Origin of the sequence: Geojedonia litorea (assembly GCF_042654525.1) — a bacterium.
Lineage (GTDB): Bacteria > Bacteroidota > Bacteroidia > Flavobacteriales > Flavobacteriaceae > Geojedonia > Geojedonia litorea.
On record NZ_JBHSGP010000024.1, the window covers coordinates 23,138 to 40,882 of the forward strand.

Annotated in this window: 12 protein-coding genes; all 12 read left to right on the forward strand. The window is 34.2% G+C overall.

Annotated elements, in window-relative coordinates:
* Positions 1-12: 12 nt before the first annotated feature.
* Positions 13-987 (forward strand): Gfo/Idh/MocA family protein, encoded by a 975-nt coding sequence (locus ACFO5O_RS15020; RefSeq protein WP_387965260.1) that lies wholly within the window; start codon positions 13-15, stop codon positions 985-987.
* The gene (gene uxuA, locus ACFO5O_RS15025) at positions 988-2,163 is read left to right on the forward strand and encodes a mannonate dehydratase (RefSeq protein WP_387965262.1); all 1,176 of its coding nucleotides are present in this window, start codon (positions 988-990) and stop codon (positions 2,161-2,163) included.
* Positions 2,164-2,182: 19 nt separating this feature from the next.
* Entirely contained in the window at positions 2,183-3,025 is an 843-nt protein-coding gene (kduI, locus tag ACFO5O_RS15030; protein ID WP_387965264.1) for a 5-dehydro-4-deoxy-D-glucuronate isomerase, read from the forward strand.
* 3 nt (positions 3,026-3,028) lie between these two features.
* Positions 3,029-3,823, forward strand: a complete 795-nt coding sequence (locus ACFO5O_RS15035) for a gluconate 5-dehydrogenase (RefSeq protein ID WP_387965265.1) — start codon at positions 3,029-3,031, stop codon at positions 3,821-3,823.
* Between the two features lie 92 nt (positions 3,824-3,915).
* Entirely contained in the window at positions 3,916-5,094 is a 1,179-nt protein-coding gene (locus tag ACFO5O_RS15040; RefSeq protein ID WP_387965267.1) for a DUF4861 domain-containing protein, read from the forward strand.
* Between the two features lie 7 nt (positions 5,095-5,101).
* Positions 5,102-6,514, forward strand: coding sequence for a glucuronate isomerase (uxaC, locus tag ACFO5O_RS15045; RefSeq protein ID WP_387965269.1), 1,413 nt, complete (start codon positions 5,102-5,104; stop codon positions 6,512-6,514).
* A gap of 12 nt (positions 6,515-6,526) precedes the next feature.
* Positions 6,527-7,498, forward strand: coding sequence for a TRAP transporter substrate-binding protein (locus ACFO5O_RS15050; protein WP_387965271.1), 972 nt, complete (start codon positions 6,527-6,529; stop codon positions 7,496-7,498).
* A 2-nt stretch (positions 7,499-7,500) separates the two neighbouring features.
* Positions 7,501-7,992, forward strand: a complete 492-nt coding sequence (locus ACFO5O_RS15055) for a TRAP transporter small permease (RefSeq protein ID WP_387965273.1) — start codon at positions 7,501-7,503, stop codon at positions 7,990-7,992.
* A 2-nt stretch (positions 7,993-7,994) separates the two neighbouring features.
* Positions 7,995-9,299, forward strand: a complete 1,305-nt coding sequence (locus ACFO5O_RS15060; RefSeq protein ID WP_387965275.1) for a TRAP transporter large permease — start codon at positions 7,995-7,997, stop codon at positions 9,297-9,299.
* A gap of 296 nt (positions 9,300-9,595) precedes the next feature.
* Positions 9,596-12,724, forward strand: a complete 3,129-nt coding sequence (locus tag ACFO5O_RS15065) for a SusC/RagA family TonB-linked outer membrane protein (protein WP_387965277.1) — start codon at positions 9,596-9,598, stop codon at positions 12,722-12,724.
* Between the two features lie 58 nt (positions 12,725-12,782).
* Entirely contained in the window at positions 12,783-14,657 is a 1,875-nt protein-coding gene (locus tag ACFO5O_RS15070; protein WP_387965279.1) for a RagB/SusD family nutrient uptake outer membrane protein, read from the forward strand.
* 39 nt (positions 14,658-14,696) lie between these two features.
* Positions 14,697-17,732: a SusC/RagA family TonB-linked outer membrane protein gene (locus tag ACFO5O_RS15075; protein ID WP_387965281.1), complete on the forward strand. Its 3,036-nt coding sequence runs from the start codon at positions 14,697-14,699 to the stop codon at positions 17,730-17,732.
* Positions 17,733-17,745: the final 13 nt, after the last annotated feature.

The window sequence follows — 17,745 nt, forward strand, 5'->3', positions numbered from 1 at the left end:
TTAATTCTCGTAATGGATAAAGACACAATAGTTTGGGGTATCATAGGCTGCGGGGATGTTGCTGAAGTTAAAAGCGGACCTGCATTTCAAAAATGTGATAATTCCTTATTGTTGGCTGTAATGCGTAGAAACGGTGAATTGGCGAAAGATTTTGCTAATCGTCATAAAGTTCAGTTATGGTATGATAACGCGAACAAACTTTTGGCAAATCCAGATATTAATGCCGTCTATATAGCCACACCACCATCTACACATTTAGAGTATGCTTTGAATGCATTAAAAGCGGGTAAAGATGTGTATATAGAAAAGCCAATGGTTTTATCTAAAAAAGAAGCGTTACAACTAGAAACAGCTGTAAATAAAAGTAATCAAAAACTAGTAGTTGCCCATTATAGGAGATTTTTGCCAATGTATATTATGGCAAAAGAATTACTTGATAGTAATGCTATTGGTAACGTTAAATTTGTAGATTTAAGGTTTCTACAACCTATTGATTTTAACTCTAAAGCAACGTGGAGACTCGAAGAAGAAGTTTCAGGAGGTGGTTATTTTCATGATATAGCACCACATCAATTAGATTTAATGTATCATTTTTTTGGAAGCTATACTGTAGCTAAAGGTATTGCCGTAAATCAATCAGGAATCAACAAGGTTGATGATACAGTTAACGGATTGATTAATTTTAAAAGTGGTGTGCAGTTTAGAGGCATGTGGTCATTCGCAATTCCCAAATGTTTAGAAGAAGACTGTTGCATTATTTATGGTGAAGAAGGTACTATTGAATTTTCGTTTTACGAAGAACAACTTAAGCTCAATTCAAAAAAAATAAATAAAGAATTTAATTTTAAAAACCCTATTAATATTCAGCAACCTATGATACAAGAAACGGTTAATTATTTCTTAGGAAAAAGAAGTAACCCTTGTCCTGTGGAAGATGGTGTTTTAGTTATAAACCTAATTGAAGATTTTACTAAAGATAATAATTAAATGGAACAAACATGGAGATGGTACGGGCCAAACGATCCTGTATCTTTATCAGATATTAAGCAAGCTGGAGCAACAGGAGTTGTTTCTGCACTACACCATATTCCTAATGGAGAGGCGTGGACGATTGATGAAATACTCAAGAGAAAATCAATTATTGAGAACGCTGGTTTAACATGGAGCGTAGTTGAAAGTATACCAGTACATGAGAACATCAAAACACGTTCAGGTCAATTTGAAACCTACATCCAAACGTATAAGCAAAGTATAGAAAATTTAGCAAAATGTGGTGTTAACATTGTTTGTTACAATTTTATGCCTGTTTTAGATTGGACGAGAACCGACTTAAATTTTGAGGTTGAAGATGGCTCCAAAGCATTACGATTTGATGTCATTGCTTTTGCTGCGTTTGAATTATTTCTATTAAAAAGACCTGGAGCAGAAAGCAGTTATCCTGAAGCACAACAAAAAGCCGCTAAAATATATACAGAACAACTTTCACAAAAAGCTAAAAAACAATTAATTAATAATATTATTGCTGGTTTGCCAGGAGCCGAAGAAGGCTATACATTAGAGCAGTTTCAATCTATTTTAGATACTTACAAAGATATAGATGCGCAAACGTTAAGAGATAATTTAGTGTCTTTCTTAAAAGAAATTATACCTGTAGCTTCTAGAAATAATGTATTAATGTGTATTCATCCAGATGATCCTCCTTATCCTATTCTTGGATTGCCAAGAGTTGTAAGTACAGAGGCTGATTATGCATATTTATTTGATAATGTTCCAGATAGAGCGAATGGTATTACTTTTTGTACAGGATCGTTAGGGGTTAGAGCAGATAATAATTTAGTTAACATTTTTAACCGATTTGCCGACCGCGTACATTTCTTGCATTTAAGAAGTACAAAAAGAGATGCTGAAGGTAATTTTTATGAGGCAAATCACTTAGAAGGTGATGTAGATATGTATAGTGTTGTAAAAGCAGTGTTAGTCGAAGAGAAAAGACGTAAAGCAGAAGCTTATTCAGATTTTGCAATTCCAGTAAGACCAGATCATGGACACCAAATGTTAGACGATTTGCATAAAAAAACAAACCCTGGATATTCGGGTATTGGAAGACTGCGTGGTTTAGCAGAATTAAGAGGCTTAGAATTTGGATTAAAACAAACGATATAATTATAAAAGCATAAAAACAATGAAAACGTATTACGAAACAAGATATGCATCAAGTCCACAAGGCGTAAAAAGCTATGATACTGAACAATTAAGAAAAGAGTTTTTAATTGATAATTTAATGCAGGAAGACAAAATTGTATTAGTGTATTCGCATTATGATAGATTTATCTCTGGCAGTGCAGTACCAACTAAAACTGCATTAAAATTAGAAGCTATAGACCCTTTAAAAGCGGAGTATTTTTTAGAAAGAAGGGAATTAGGAATTATTAATATAGGAGCCGCTGGTGCCGTTAATGTTGATGGTGTTGAATATGTTTTAGAACATAGAGAGGCTTTATATGTAGGACAAGGAAATAAAGATGTCACTTTTTCTAGCAAGTCTGCCTCAAATCCTGCATTATTTTATATTAATTCTACACCTGCAAACAAATCATATCCGAATAAAAAAATTGGAATAAACGATGTTGAGGTTATTGAATTAGGCGCTGCTGAAACGGCAAATGCCCGTACTTTAAGAAAGTATATCGTAAACAGTGTTGTTGATGTTTGCCAATTACAAATGGGAATGACAACTTTAAAATCAGGAAGTTCTTGGAATACCATGCCAGCTCATGTTCATGACAGACGCATGGAAGTTTATTTTTATTTTGAAGTTCCAGAAGATCAAGCGGTATGTCATTTTATGGGACAGCCACAGGAAACACGCCATATCTGGATGGGAAATAATCAGGCGGTAATTTCACCACCTTGGTCAATTCACTCAGGTTCAGGAACCAGTAGTTACTCGTTTATATGGGGAATGGCAGGTGAAAATTTAGATTATGGTGATATGGATGTTGCTAAAATAACCGAATTAAGATAAGTTATGAGTATGTCATTATTTGATGTAAAAGGCAAGAATGCCCTAGTCACAGGAAGTACACATGGTTTAGGTATGGCAATGGCCAGAGGCTTAGGATTAGCTGGAGCTACAATTATTGTAAACGGCAATTCTTCACAAGAAAAAATCGATAAGGCTGTCGCCGAATATAAAAGTGAAGGCATTAACGCCGTTGGCTACAAATTTAATGTTGCTGATGAAGAACAAGTTATTTCTGCTATCTCAAAAATAGAAGCTGAAATAGGACAAATAGATATTTTAATTAACAACGCTGGAATTATTAAAAGAACACCGCTTATTGAAATGGAAGTTGCCGATTTTAAACAGGTGATCGATATTGACTTGGTGAGTCCTTTTATAGTTTCAAAACATGTTGTAAAAGGCATGATTGCTAGAAAAGCGGGTAAGGTTATAAATATCTGTTCTATGATGAGCGAATTGGGTAGAAATAGTGTAGGCGCTTACGCTGCAGCTAAAGGCGGATTAAAAATGCTAACGCAAAATATGGCCACAGAATGGGCAAAACACAATATCCAAGTTAATGGGATTGGCCCAGGATACTTTGCAACATCTCAAACTGCACCAATTCGTGTTGACGGCCACCCTTTTAATGATTTTATTATCAATAGAACACCAGCAGCGAAGTGGGGAGACCCTAACGATTTAGCTGGTGCTGCCATATTTTTGTCTTCGAAAGCTAGCGATTTTGTAAATGGACATATTCTTTATGTTGATGGCGGAATTTTAGCTACCATAGGAAAACCATCAAACGAAAATTAATATGAAATGAGCCATAACAAGAAGTTGATAACAACCAAAATGATTATTGGCGAATTACTTCTGACCGATAAAAAACAATAAAATTTAAACAGATGAAAATTTCAACCTTTTACAGCCTAATATTGATATGTTGCGCTTTAGTCAGTTGTAGCAGAGGATCAAATCAAATTATAACGGTAAAAAACACTTTGGACCTTGCTCGAAATTTCGAAACTGTTGAAATTAAAAGAGCAGACGTTAATCTTAAAACAGAAGGAGTATTTGAAAACTTAAGTGTTAAAGATTTAAAATCGAATGCGATTTTAGTATCTCAATTTGTAGACGAAGATCAAGACGGGAAAGTTGATGTGTTATTATTTCAACCAGAAATTGAAGCCTATTCTGAAAAACAATTCGAGCTTTTAGAAGTTGATGCATCATCCAAACCAGAGGTAATAGAATATTGCTATTCAAGGTTTGTACCAGAACGCACAGACGATTATGCTTGGGAAAATAATAAAGTTGGTTTCAGAACTTTTGGTCCTACAGCTCAAAAAATGATTGAAGATAATGTAAAAGGTGGCACACTTTCTAGTGGTATAGATGCTTGGTTAAAACGAGTAGAATATCCAATTATAAATAAATGGTACAAAAAAGCAGAAAATGATAAAGGTGCTTATCATAAAGATAGTGGAGAAGGACTAGATAATTTTCACGTTGGTGTGAGTCGAGGCGTAGGAGGAATTGCCGTAAAAATAGATACGACGTATTACATTTCTAAAAACTTCACAAACTGGAAAACAATTACAACTGGCCCAATAAGAACCAGCTTTGTATTAGAGTATGCTGATTGGGATGCCAACGGACAAACCATTACCGAAAAAAAGCACATCTCATTAGATTATGGAAGTAATTTATCAAGATTCGAAATTGAAATTACTGGTACTGATGCCATTTATACGGGTTTAACACTGCACGAGAAAGGTGGAATGCCAACACAGAATGAAGCTTCTGGTTGGATTTCGTATTGGCAACCGCATGATGATTCCGAGCTTGGAATAGCCATTGTAGTTCCAAATAAAAACATGCTTTCAAGTGAATTATTTGATACTCCAGTGAAAGATTGGAGCAATTTATATGCACAAGTAAAAGTAAATAACGGAAGAGCTTTGTATTATGCAGGCTTTGGTTGGAAGAAAGCAGATGAATTTACTACCAAAGAAGCATGGGAAAATTATTTAGAAACTTTTGCACTAAAAATCAATAACCCATTAGTTGTTACAATCAACTAGATTTATTATGAAAACATCAAACTTCATAACTGATAATTTTATTTTACAATCCGAAATTGCTAAAACTTTGTATCATGACTTTGCCAAAGATTTACCAATTATAGATTACCATAATCATTTATCACCACAATTAATTGCAGAGGATAAACCTATTAGAAATATTACTGATGCTTGGTTAAATGGCGACCATTACAAGTGGAGGGCTATGCGCGCTAATGGTATTGACGAAATTTACATTACAGGTTCTGCAACTTCAAAGAAAGAAAAGTTTTTAAAATGGGCAGAAACGGTTCCTTATACCTTAAGAAACCCCTTGTTTCATTGGACGCATTTAGAGTTAAAGCGATATTTCAACATAGATGATATATTACAACCTAGTTCTGCAGAATCTATATATGAAAGTGCTAATGTTATTTTAGAAAATAAAACACCAGCACAATTACTAGAAGACTTGAAAGTAGAAGTAGTGTGCACTACCGACGACCCAGTGGACGATTTGTTATATCATCAACAGATTGCTAATGGCGATTTTTATACCAAAGTATTACCAACGTTTAGAGCAGATGCGTTGTTTTTTATAAACAAAGAAACATTTTCAAATTATTTGATTAAACTTTCTAAGGCAAGTGCTATAAAAATAAATAGCTTCGATGCATTTTTGGATGCTATTGATAAACGTATAGCATTTTTTAATGAACAAGGTTGTAGATTATCTGATTTTGGAGTAGGGGAAGAATTAAGAATTGTAGATGCTTTAAAGGATGATGTAGATGCGATTTTTTCTAAGAAGTTATCTGGTGAAGATCTAATTCAACATGAAGTAGATCAATTCAGATCTTTTCTTTTTGTTTATTTAGGAAAGAAATATTATGAATATGATTGGGTACAACAATATCATTTAGGACCTATTCGTAATAACAATAGTAGGTTGTTAAACCAAATTGGACTTGATGCTGGGGTTGATTCTATTGGGGATTTTCCAATGGCAGAGTTCATGTCAAATCTTTTCAACAAGCTAGAGTCTACAAATCAACTCGCTAAAACCATTACCTATAATTTAAATCCATCTCAGAATGAAGTTTTTGCTACAATGATGGGGAATTTTCAAAATTCTGATTATCCAGGAAAAATGCAATGGGGTTCTGGTTGGTGGTTTTTAGATCAAAAAGATGGCATGGAAAAGCAATTAAATTGCTTATCTAACATGGGGCTTTTAAGTCGTTTTGTTGGCATGCTTACAGATAGCCGTAGTTTTTTATCTTTTCCAAGACATGAATATTTCAGACGTATTTTGTGCAATCTATTAGCGGAAGATGTAAAACAAGGCCTTATACCAAACGATATAGATTTCTTAGGTAAAATGGTTCAAGATATTTGTTACTACAATGCCAAAAATTATTTTGGATTTAAATTGAATTGAAAAAAATATAAGATGAAAAAAATACTTCTAGTGTGTATCCTTCTTACAGCCTTTATGTCCTGTAAAAAAGATGGAAAAACCCAAACACTTTATTTGGCACATACCTTACCTCAAACACATCCTGTTCATAAAGGGATTGTAGAATTCAAAAAAGCACTTAACGAAAAATCCGGTGGTACTATGGATGTTAAGATTTTTCCAGACGGACAGTTAGGTTCAGAACGAGAAGTACTTGAGCTTTTGCAAATTGGTAGTGTTGCTATAACTAAAGTAAGTGCAGCAACATTGTCAAACTTTGTGCCTGAATATCATGTTCTGGGAATTCCTTATTTATTTAGAGATAAAGAGCATCAATTTGAAGTTTTAGAAGGCGAAGTAGGGATATCTATATTAGAGAAAGGAAGTAAATTTTGGTTAAGAGGATTGTGTTATTACGACGCTGGCAGTCGTAGTTTTTATACGTCAACAAAACCTATTAGAACACCAGATGATCTCAAAGGATTAAAGATACGAGTAATGAATAACCAAATGGCCATTAATATGGTAAATGCTTTAGGAGGTTCTGCAACACCAATGGCATATGGCGAATTATATACAGCAATACAACAAGGCGTTGTTGATGGTGCGGAAAACAATCCGCCTTCATTTGTGTCTTCAAATCATTACGAAGTTAGTAAGTATTATACTTTGGATCAGCATTCATCTGTCCCAGATGTTTTATTAATTGGCACAAAATATTGGGATAAACTATCCGATGAACAAAAGCAATGGATTCAAGATGCTGCAGATGAGTCGTCAAAAGCTCAAAAACAGTTTTGGAATGAATCAGTCGAGGAATCTATGGCTATTGCCAAAAAAGCAGGCGTAGAGATTATCATTCCAGAGAAATCATTGTTTCAAGAAAAATCAAAATCGGTTTTAGAGGCGTTTTTAATAGAACACCCTGAAATGACCGAAATTATTAATAAGATAAAAAACCAATAGGTATGAAGCCATTAGATGTTATTTTCAATAAAGCCTGCAGAATTATGGAAATTTTCCTGATATCTATTTTTGGACTATTAGTGGTAGATGTATTAGGGCAAGTATTTTCTAGGTATATATTAAACACATCTTTTGCTTTTACAGAAGAATTAGCAAGATTTTCTTTAATATGGTTATCAATTCTAGGTGCTGCATATTTAAATGCCAAAAGGGAACATTTGTCCATGGATTTTCTGTATCAAAAGTTTTCTATAAAGTCTAGGAAAAGGGCTTTGATATTTATTGAAATCTGTATTTTTTTCTTCGCGTTAATAGTTATGGTTATAGGAGGTTCTAACTTAGTCTACACCACACTGCATCTAGAACAATTATCAGGCACTTTACGAATACCTTTAGGATATATTTATGCTATTATGCCTTTATGTGGCTTGTTAATAATGTTGTTTTCAATATACCATTTATCAAAAATTAATGCGAATAAAATAACCGACTAAAAATGAGTGTAGAATTAATAAGTATAATCGTTTTATTTGCAAGTTTTTTTATTTTATTAATGTTAAAAGTTCCTGTAGCCTATAGCCTTGGTATTTCAACAACGTTAAGTTTGTTATTAAATATTGATAAGTTACCCGGAATTACAACCATCGCTCAACGAATGACAACTGGCATAGACAGTTTTGCACTACTGGCTATTCCATTTTTTGTTTTAGCGGGTGAAATTATGAAACGTGGTGGAATTGCAAATCGGTTAATAAACTTTGCAAAATCTTTAGTAGCGAGCCTTCCAGGAGGATTAGCTTATGTAAATGTTTTGGCTTCTATGTTATTTGGGGCCATTTCTGGTTCTGCGATTGCAGCCACTTCGGCAATTGGTAGTATTATGACGGATAGAATGGAAGAAGAAGGTTATCCCCGAGAGTTTAGTGCATCAGTTAATATAACTTCGTCTACTACAGGTTTACTAATTCCACCAAGCAATATTCTAATTGTTTATGCTCTGGCCAGTGGTGGTACAGCTTCGGTTGCAGCGCTTTTTATTGCTGGATATTTACCAGGGATTCTATTAGGTTTTGCTATCATGGGTTATATTGCTTTTGTAGCTATGTCGCGCAAATTTGTTAAAGGTAGTCGCACACCAATTTCTTTAATTTGGACCTATTTTAGAAAAGCGTTCTTTAGTCTTTTATTGTTGGTTATTGTTGTAGGAGGTATTGTGGCTGGTATTTTTACAGCTACAGAAGCTTCTGCTATTGCGGTATTGTATGCTGCTGTTTTGGCTCTAATTTATGGTGATGTAAAAATTAATGATTTTCCAGAAATTTTGTTAACCAGTGCAAAAACAACTGCCGTAGTAATGTTTTTAATTTGCACATCTATGGCTATGTCTTGGTTGTTTTCTTTTGAAGGCATACCAGAGTTAATAAGTGGATTCCTTCTAGAACAATTCAGTAATAAAATCGTAATATTTTTAGTTATCAATTTGGTGTTATTAATTATTGGAACATTTATGGATATGACACCAGCAGTTTTAATTTTTACCCCTATATTCTTGCCAGTAGTCGTGGCGTTGGGTATGGATCCAGTGCATTTTGGAATTATTTTAGTCTTAAATTTATGTATTGGTTTATGTACGCCACCAGTAGGCACCATACTTTTTGTTGGTAGTGGTATAGCTAATGTATCCGTTTCTAAAGTTATAAATCCTTTGTTGCCATTTTTACTTATAATGGTAATTGTTTTACTCTTGATAACCTATATTCCTGAAATTTCCATGTATCTACCAACATTGTTTGATTTGTAGATTTGTAATGTAAGTCAGAAAAATTTTAGACCATTATTATTAGAAATAGTAGGCTCCATTTTCTTTAGAACAATTTTGGGAGACTTCCTTTTAAATTACGATAAAATGCATTATGTGGTTATTAAAGGTCTAGTAATATTCCGTCAATAAACAAATCATGCAGTATAGTGCAGGATAGTTATACAATCATTAAGTCGTAAAATTGCTTATGTAACTTTAAGACTATTATTTTATTATAGTATAGAGTATATATAAACTATATAAATTCAAAATATATGTCAAAACTAAAACTCAAAATGAAACCAAAATTTAAAAGGCGAAGCGTTGTACAGGTAATGTTTCTGTTCCTGGCAATATTGTTCTCCAGTTTCACTTCGGTTGACTTATTGGCTCAGCAGAGGGTTTCAGGTACTGTTACAGATGCTAACGGTATGCCTCTACCAGGGGTTAGTGTAATACAAAAAGGAACGACACGAGGTGCTTCTACAGATTTTGAAGGAGGCTATTCCCTTGAACTTACTTTAGGAGATGAAATTTTACAGTTTTCTTTCTTAGGTTACAAATCTGTAGAAATTAATGTTCAAGGTAAAACAACTATCAATGTAATTTTAGAAGAAGATGTAGCAGCCTTAGGTGAAGTAGTCATTATAGGTTATGGTACTCAGAAGAAAGAGAGTGTTGTGGGGGCCATTACGCAGGTAAAGGGAGAAGAATTAATGGTAAGAGCAGCTGGTATAACCAATGTTGAAGAAGCATTACAAGGAAATTTACCAGGTGTTACTGCTATACAAGGTAGTGGTGCTCCTGGGGAGGATAATATTAAAATTTTTATTCGTGGCCGAAGTTCATGGAACGGTGATGGAGACCCTCTTGTTCTTGTAGATGGTGTTAAGAGGTCGATGACCGATATAGATATGAACGATATTGAAAACTTATCTGTGCTTAAGGATGCTTCTGCTACGGCTGTTTTTGGTGTTGAAGGAGCTAATGGTGTAATATTGATTACTACCAAGAGAGGGCAAAGAGGGAAAGCAGAGTTGTCTCTAAATGTGAATACAACCATTAAAATGGTTTCACAATTGCCGCAAAAATTGAATTCTTATGATGCAATATTACAGGCAAATAGCGCTATTCTTAGAGAAATAGCAGTTTCTCCTTCGTCCTGGGGAGATTATACGCCATTAACTATTCTTGATAGATACCGTAACCCTACATCTCTGGAAGAAAGTTATATTTATCCTAACGTTAACTGGGAAGATGAATTGTTGAAAGATTTTGCGCAAGATTATAGAATTAATTTGTCTGTTCGCGGTGGTAATAAAACGGCCAAATATTTTGGGAGTTTAGCTTACCAAACAGTAAATGATATTTTTGATGGTGGCAAGTATGATAATGGAAGAGGCTATTTAGGTGAATACAAATATGACAGATATAATTTTAGAACTAATATTGATTTTAATATTACAAGTACTACTGAGTTGTCTGTTAATCTATCTGGTTATTTAGGGATTAGAGAAAATCCTTCTATAATAGGTAATGTAACAAATGGACTTTACCAAATAGCTCCAAGTCTTTACACGCCTGTATATCCAGATGGTTTTTATGGGCAATCTATTAATACTGCTTTTATTTTCAATAACCCTATTGTTAATTTGTCGGCCTCAGGATATGAAACTTTTACGAACTTCCAAGTTAATACAGATTTTATACTAAAGCAAAAATTAGACTTTATAACTGAAGGCTTGTCTTTTCAAGGACGGTTTTCGTTAGATAATAATATGAGGAGTAGGCAATCTCTAAATGATGGGGGTGTATCATATAGGTTTTACGATGGTGATCGTGAGGAGTTTAACATTCCAAATAGTGATACTCGATTTGATTATGTTCAACCACCTTGGACTTTGGGAACTTCTGAGGTTGAGAATAGCCAACGATCGCGACAAATGGTTTATGACTTTTCATTTAATTACAACCAAACTATTGCAGAAAAACATAACCTGACAGCTCTGTTTTTAGTGAGAAGACAGCAGTCTGCTACGGGTAGTCAGTTTCCAAGATATCGTGAAGATTGGGTAGGAAGGGTGACTTATAACTATGATTCAAGATACTTTTTAGATGTGAACGGAGCATACAATGGGTCTGAACAATTTGGTCCAGGATTTCGTTTCGACTTATTCCCTTCTTTAGCACTAGGATGGACAGTGTCAAACGAAGCCTTTATGGAAAATGTTGATTGGGTAAATTTGCTCAAATTTAGAGGGTCTTATGGACTTGTTGGAGATGATAATTTTGGAGGTCTAGGCAGGTTTCAATATCAAACACAATGGGAAAGTGGAGGATCCGCATTTTTAGTGCCAAGTACATATTCAGGCAATGGAGGACGATCGCCTTATACTTTCTATAGAGAATTGTTAGTTGGAAATCCAAACCTGCAATGGGAGACATCTACTAAGTATAACATAGGTGCCGAGATCTCTTTATTTAATGGTTTATTAACGGGTGAATTTGATTATTTTGCAGAAAATCGCGATAATATTGTAGTTCTAGGTAGTGACCTTAGTGTGCCAGATTTCTATGGTGCAACGCCTCCAGCTCTTAATATAGGTGAAGTTGAGGTAAGAGGTTTTGAGATTGTTCTGGGTGCCAATTATACCTTCGATAACGATTTAAATTTATTTGGCGATTTTAATTATACGCAAGCCATAGATAAAGTGATAGCAAGAGATGATCCATTTTTGAGGCCTGCTTATCAACAGTTTGCTGGTTATCCAATTGGGCAAGGAAGAACAGCCATTCCCGCAGGGATATTGACAAATTGGGATGATGTTTATATGTCAACACCAACAAATGCAAATCAAAATTTTACACGTGTAGGTTATTATGGTCTTGTTGATTTTGATGGAGATGGTATTTACAATCCTAATTTTGACAACGCACCTTTTGGTTATCCAGAACAACCTCAAAGAAACTGGAGTGCTACTTTGGGGGCTCGCTACAAGGGTTTTAGTATTTCAGCTCAGTTGTATGGAACTCAAAATGCTTCTAGACGTTTTAGCAACAATACGTTTACTCAAACAACACCATTGATTTTTACACATGATTTAGATTATTGGACCGTAGATACGCCTAACAATATAGATACACAACCAAGTTGGCAAGCTAATGGAGCTACCAATCCTAGAGATAACTGGTTGGATGGATCATTAACAAGGCTTAAAGCAGTTTCTTTATCTTATGATATACCAGAAAAGACATGTGAAAAGTTGGGGCTGAAGAAACTTCAAGTTTTTGTGAATGGTAATAACCTGTTCTTATGGTCTGATCTACCTGATGATAGAGAGTTTAACACGTCATCTGATGCACAGTCAAGAGGGGATTATCCTACCTTAAAGAGATTTAACTTTGGTTTTAATATGAATTTTTAAAAAAAAAGAAATAATGAAAAACTATAAAATAAATTTATTAATAATCTTAGGACTCGTATTGTCGTTTTCATGCGAGGATTATTTAGATCAGGCACCAGAGTCAACCTTAGACGAAGTAGAGGTTTTTTCAACCTTTAAAAATGCTCAAGGCTTCGTTGAAGAAATGTATGCCTTAGTGGTAGCTTATGAAGTGCAAACGCATACTTTTCAAGATTTTCTTTTGGGTGATGATGGGCATGTTAATAGAGAAGTAAAAATAAGTGGTGATATTGATGCAGGAAACTTCAATGCTGTTATATCAGATAATTTTTCTTACTTTAATAATCACTATAATTCTTTATATGGTTCGACAGGAACCAATTCAGCCAATGTCCAAAACGATAATAATTTTAATAGACAAAGACCTGGTTTATATGATGGCAGCTTACGTGGTATTCGTAAAGCTAATATTGTTATTAGAAATGTAGAAAGTGTAGATAATGGAGGGTTAGATTTAATGGTAAATGCTACTCAAGATGAAAGAGATGTTATTCTTGGACAAGCTTATTTTTTTAGAGCATTTTTCCATAATGAGATTATGAAATTTTGGGGGCGTTATCCATACATTAATAAAGTTTTAATAGATGATTTTCAAATACCACGTCCAGAAACCTATAAAGAAGTTGCTTTACTAGCTAATGAAGATTACAAAAAAGCCATTGGATTATTACCTAATGATTGGGATGAGAAGGCATACGGTCAACTAACATTAGGAGAAAATAAAGGTAGGCTTACTAAAGGAACGGCATATGCTTTTCAAGGTAAAAACTTACTTTTAGCAGCAAGCCCTTTAATGTTTGGAAATAACGGAAGTATAAATACTTATCAATATGATACAGAGTTATGTGATATGGCTGTTGATGCTTTTGCAGGGATACTTAAATTAGCTGACCAAGGTTATTATGCATTAGCTTCTTGGGATAATTATGATGAGGTGTTTTGGAAATCACCAACACCTAATGCGTGGCCAGGAGGTACAGAATATGTGTTTTCTGCTGGAGGAGGTAATCAAGGTCAAGTCGAAAGATTTATGACATCAGGAGTAAATAGAGAATTACATGGTAGCATATCAGAAAATATCTCTCCAACCCATAATTATATTCATAACAATTTTGGAATGGCTAATGGCCTTTCAATAGAGGATGATTTAAGTGGTCAATACGGGCCAACTTTATATAACCCTACTAAACCTTTTGAAAATCGTGATCCACGCTTTTACAGATGGCATATTATAGATGGTCAAGAGGTAGCTCCAAAAGCAACAGGAGGAGATGCAAAGCAAAGATTTGCTCAACTTTGGTATGAAAATGCAAGTAATGCAGGTATACATCGTAGAACTAATTTTGATAATAAAAAATCTACAACAGGGTATATGTGGACAAAATTTTATCCCATAATTGATGGTGAGTATCATAGTATTTGGAATAATATTATAGGACAATATTCTGGTATGCGTATGCATATGAGACTTACAGATGTTTATTTAATGTATGCAGAAGCATTACATGCATCTAAGGGAGCAACTACAGCTCCCGGTTCCTACAGCCTAACTGCTGAGGGTGTTATTAATTTATTCCGTAATCGAGCCGGTATTCCTAATGTACATCCTAGTATAGTTGCAGATAACAACAAGTTTATGGATGAATTAAGAAGAGAAAGAGCTGTTGAGTTAAGTTATGAGGCACATAGATGGGTTGATATTCGCCGTTGGGGAGTAGCACACGAAGAAAAGTATAGAAGAAAATTAGCTTTAGATTTCCCAGAGAACAGAAGTAATTTCACAGAAAGACTTCTTGTAGATAGAGTTTGTGAGTTCCCTAAACATTATTGGTTACCATTTAAAGCTGATCAAACACAAATTTATGAGGGTTTCCCTCAAAATCCTGGATGGTAGTTTTATACAATTTCGTTTTAATTAATATAAATAAAAAAAATGAAGATAAATAAATTATATAGGTTGTTAACGTTAATGTGCTTTACCTTGTTTTGCTTTTGTAGTATTGCAACAGCGCAAACAAAAGGTTCAGAAGTAAAAGCAACGGTGGTTGATGAGCAGGGCAACCCTTTAAATGGAGTTAATGTTTTTGGACCTAATGGAAATAAATCATTTTCGGATGTTAATGGACAGTTTCAAATTAAGTTACTTGGTGATGAGTCTGTTGTAATTGAAAAAAAAGGATATGAATCGAAGCTCATTTCTATGTCTGATTTGACTGGTAATATTATCTTGGAGAAATCGCCATTTCTAGCCACCGAAGATGACGAAATTAAGATGGGAGTAGCCACTAAAGATCGTCGTGATATTGTTGGAGCAGTTTCATCAATAAACACAAGAGACCGTTTAACCTATGACAATACGCAATGGGTAAGAGATTACATTAATGGCCTAACTTTAGGAGTAAGAGGCTCTGATAATATAAGAGGTATAGGAAATGCCATTTTTGTTATTGATGGTGTAATTGGACGTGACCCTAATATTCTTAATATGGAAGAGATTGAGCAGATAACGGTGCTTAAAGATGCAAATTCCGTGGCATTATATGGTAGTCAAGGTAGAAATGGTGTTATTGTGATTAACACAAAACGCGGAAAAATAAATAGAAAAGAGATTAACGTTAATGTACGCTCTGGTATTAGTGTGCCTAGGGCTTTGCCCAATTATTTGAGTTCAGCAGCATATATGACACTGTTTAATGAAGCTCTGGATAACGATGGTGCAGCAGTAACTGATGGACGAAGATTTTCAAACCAGAGTATTCAAAATACTATAAATGGTGTAAATAAGTACTTATACCCAGATGTGGACTTATATTCAAGTGAGTATGTGCAACCCTTTATTAATACTACAAATGTTATTTCTGAGTTTTCTGGTGGAAATGATAAAAATCAGTATTATGTTAATGTTGGTTGGAATACTAGCGAGGAATGGGTTAATATTAATGATGATATAAATGCAGGAACTAACCGTTTTAATGTAAGAGGTAACATAGATTTTAAAATAAATGATTGGATTACTAGTAGTCTAGATGGTATTGCGGTTATAAGTACAAATAAGGCGTCTAGAGCTGATTTGTTGAGAGCGGGTACTACGTTTAAGCCTAATGCTTATTCTCCATTTTTACCTATAGATTTAGTAGACACCAGCGACCCTACGGTTGCAGCACAATTGCAAACGGCACGGACGTTTAATGGCTTTCTTTTGGGGTCAACACAAGAATTCGGTTCAGATGCACCTATAGCCTTGGCTATTGCTGGTGGTTATCAAACTACAGTGTTTCGTTCTACACAGTTTAACAACTCAATCAGTTTTGATTTAAACAGGATAACAAAAGGTTTGTCGGCTAGAACCTATATAAGTTTTGATTTTTATGATTCTTATAATTTATCTATAGAGAATCAATTTAAAACCTATGAACCAATTTGGCAGGGTAATAGCATAACAGGTCTTAATGTTTATGGTGAAGACCTAAAAGATCAAACTGAAAATGTTAGTACCAATGGTTTTGTATCTCGATTTGGTTTTTATGGACTGGTAAATTACGATACGACTTTTGCTAAGGATCATTCTTTAAATACAACGTTATTAGGTTATTATAATTCACAAAAGACAAACGATGTTATTCAAAGAGATGTTGATGCTCACTTAGGGTTTCAAATAGCTTATGACTACAAAAAGAAACTGTTTTTTGAATTAACTGGAACCTATGTTAATTCGCTAAAACTACCAGAAGGAAATAGAGGTGCTTTATCACCAACTTCGGGTGTGGCGTACATTTTAAGTGAAGAACCTTTTTTGAAGAATAGTAATTTTATTAACTACCTTAAGTTAAAGGCTTCAGGTGGTGTTTTAAAGTCTGATCAAGGGATTGATGGTTACTATTTATATGATGTAAACTATTCTAATGGTAACAATTTTAATTGGGCTGATGGAAATCGTAATCGCAGACTAAATATTTCACAAGGAGAGAATCTTGATTTAACATTTGAAGAGCGTATTGATTTAAACATAGGTTTAGAAAGTTATTTAATAAATTCTCTTTGGTTCGAGTTTAATTATTTTAAATCAGAGCTCGATAAGCAAGTAGTATTTTTGAATGCCCTATACCCGTCTTTTTATGATGACTTCAGACCATATAACAATTTCGATAAAAATTCATATACTGGTTTTGAAATTGGTATGAATTTTAACAAAACCTTTAATGATGTTTCAGTAGCTATAGGGGCTAATATTTTATATAGTCAAACAGAAGCATTACAACGATCTGAAATAAATGAGTTTGATTACCAAAACAGAGTTGGAAAAGAGCTTTCTACAATTTTTGGTTTAGTTGATCAAGGCTTTTATTCTGAAGCCGATTTTGATGGAGATGGTAATTTAAATGCCGGTTTGCCAGTTCCTCGATTTGGTACGGTGAAACCAGGTGATATAAAATATATTAATCAAAATGGAGATGATTGGATTGATGACGATGATAGAATTGCTATTGGACAGACTAGTAGTCCTTGGACTTATGGAGTTAACCTAAACATAAAATATAAAGCGTTCAACCTATTTATCCTTGGAACGGGACAAACAGGAGGATATGGTAATAAATTAAATGATAATTTTAACGAATATTATTCAGTTGACGGAAATGAGAAATATTCTGAAGTTGTTTTAAATCGTTGGACTCCGGAAACTGCAAATACAGCAACGTTTCCTAGGTTGTCAGCTGGTACAAATCAAAACAACTTTAGATCATCTACATTTTGGTTGTACGATAATAGCTTCTTTTCTATTAATCGTGCTCAGTTAACATATGAATTCGATGATTACATATCTAATAAAATTGGTATGGAAGATTTAAGTTTAAATTTTCAAGGAACTAACCTTTTGGAAATAGCTAAAAATAGAGATGTTCGCCAATTAAGGATTGGTACAACGCCACTAACTAGAGCTTTTACTCTTGGATTGAGAGCGTCATTTTAATATAATTAGAAAA